The sequence below is a fragment of the Piscirickettsia litoralis genome, from assembly GCF_001720395.1.
GTDB lineage: Bacteria > Pseudomonadota > Gammaproteobacteria > Piscirickettsiales > Piscirickettsiaceae > Piscirickettsia > Piscirickettsia litoralis.
Genome location: NZ_MDTU01000002.1, coordinates 194,916 through 197,158 on the forward strand (window position 1 = coordinate 194,916; position 2,243 = coordinate 197,158).

The 2,243-nt window shown below is 40.1% G+C and carries 3 protein-coding genes; 1 reads left to right on the forward strand and 2 read right to left on the reverse strand.

Annotation, left to right across the window (positions count from 1 at the left end; genetic code table 11):
• The first annotated feature begins 114 nt into the window (after positions 1 to 114).
• Positions 115 to 426: an FYVE zinc finger domain-containing protein gene (locus BGC07_RS19740; RefSeq protein ID WP_077216999.1), complete on the forward strand. Its 312-nt coding sequence runs from the start codon at positions 115 to 117 to the stop codon at positions 424 to 426.
• Positions 427 to 723: 297 nt separating this feature from the next.
• Here BGC07_RS19740 and BGC07_RS19745 read toward each other — a convergent pair whose 3' ends face one another.
• Together BGC07_RS19745 and tnpC are read right to left on the reverse strand one after the other, a co-directional pair.
• Complete coding sequence (locus BGC07_RS19745; protein WP_158006991.1) at positions 724 to 1,203, reverse strand: IS66 family transposase; 480 nt, start codon at positions 1,201 to 1,203, stop codon at positions 724 to 726.
• Positions 1,170 to 2,207, reverse strand: coding sequence for an IS66 family transposase (tnpC, locus tag BGC07_RS19750; RefSeq protein WP_077217001.1), 1,038 nt, complete (start codon positions 2,205 to 2,207; stop codon positions 1,170 to 1,172). The genes BGC07_RS19745 and tnpC overlap by 34 nt, the downstream gene beginning before the upstream one ends.
• Between the last annotated feature and the right edge of the window lie 36 nt (positions 2,208 to 2,243).

Sequence of the window (2,243 nt, forward strand, 5' to 3'; positions counted from 1 at the left end):
AAAATATTTTTTTGGCTGTAGGTTGTGCTCGCGGAGGAGAATCGGATGATCGATTTGTACTTGACGACAGAATTATGAAAAAATAGAAATTTTAGTAGGTCACACTCGATCAAAATGATCAAAGAAGCAGAACATCGTATCAAAAAATATCAATTATGTATAGCAAAGCCTCCCTCCCCTGATAGAGAGTTTGAAATTTTAACAGATCTTTGGAGTAAATGTTATGATTTTAGGATGAAAAATAATAAATTTAAGCCTGACAATAGTCGAAGCGACTGTTCTATTTGCAATGAAGAGTTTAAACTTTTTTTTAGAAGACACCATTGCCGTTATTGTGGTAATTTAATTTGTAGTGACTGTTCTCACACGAGTAAAACATCTCTAGATTTAATTAAAAATAAACAGTATAGAATTTGTTCAGAGTGATTTTTTTTTAGATATATTAGACAATAACTGGAAGTTCAATAAACGCAAGAATTCTATGGACTTTTAAGCGCATAGCGAAAATCACGGGGGCCTGCCCCCGTGATGAATAGCGTATAAGGGGGCTGTTGCTTACTTCTAGGGAAAGTCACATCGATCAACTATCACACTCCCACTGAGTATGAATTGATGGCTGAAGCTGCGTAAACAGGTATCCACTTTCCGGGTTAAGACGTAAGCGTTCTGGCAAGTGCAGCTTTGACTTAAGCAGCCATCGGCATGCGTGGTGGGCTCGGTTGATCAGCTGGGCTCGACATTATAAGGCAATAGCGCTCTCAACTCATCATCCGTTTTTGCAGCCCGAAGATTTTCAAATAAATATTTGAGGTAGTGATATGGCTTATGGCCGTTGAGTTTACAAGTGGCAACCAAGCTGTAAAATGCAGCCGTTGCTTGTGCACCTGCTTCACTGGCTGAGAACAACCAATTATGCCTGCCAACTGCTAAGGGGCGAATTTGTCGCTCTAACACATTGTTATCGATTGATAAAAACGGTTCATCAATATAACGGGCAAACTGATCCCAGTTTTTATGCAAATAACTAATCGCCTTGCCCAACGGCACTTTTGGTGGAATGCCAGGCTGATGCTGCTCTAGCCACTGTTTAATTTTATCTAAGATTGGTTTAGATTTTTCTTGGCGCTGTTGATAAATAATATCGGGTGGCTCATTTTTAACTTCTTTTTCTATTTTATACAGGGCGCTAATAAAGTTAAGCATTTCCATCGCCAGTGTGACTTTTTTACTGCCTTTTTTGGCTGTGGAATCGCTTCAAACTTACGTCTGGCATGAGCCCAACAGTAGGTCGGAATAACATCTTTTTTTCTTACCAACTCACCATAACCGCTGTAGGCATCGGTCATCATGTAGTCTGAATAATCCTTTAAAAAATTAGCAGGGTGTATTGAGTGGCGTGATGCTTGAAAATCAATACAGCAAATCTGACTTTCAGCAACACGGCCATAATAATACCAAAGATAGCTTTTTTGCTTGCCTTCACTTAAAACGCGTAATGGGCTTTCATCAGCATGAATTAATTTTGCCTGAAGCATGTCTTGCTTCATCAATTCTAATAATGACTCGCAAAACATGCCAATGACGATGACCCAATTGGCCATGGTGTTACGAGGCAAATCAATGCCTAGCGCTTCAAAGCGCTGTGTTTGACGGTGCAAAGGCAAATGGCTTTCAAATTTATCAGAGACAATCATCGCCAATAAGCTTGGTGTAACAATGCTTTTTGGAATCAGCATCGGTGGCAATGATGGAATTTTCACTCCCGTTTCACAGGCTTTACAGCCATATTTAAAGCGCACATGTTGAATGACTTTAAACTGTGTTGGGATTGCTTCTAGCTTTTCTGTAATTTCTTCACCAATGCGTTGCAGGGTGCAACCACACGCACAAATTTTTTCTTCATCTGCTAGGTCATGTTCAACACGTTCGCGTGGCAGATGTTCTGGCAATGGCTTGCGTTTTGGTCGCACACGTTGATGTGATGGAACAGTGACAGTTTCTTCCTGAGGCTCTTTTTCTGCGTCTTCACCTAATAATTCAGAGAATAAGGCCAGTTGGTCTTTACTTAGCTTTTCTGAGCGTTGTCCATAACGATGGCGCTGCAATTGCTCATACAGTACTTTATAATGGTCACGCTCAATTGAAACGTGATCGATGACTTTATAGCAATCTTCAATATTTTCTGGGTATACAGCAACTTCTTTCATATCCTGTATTATACCATAATGCCTTGGTTTTCAAGG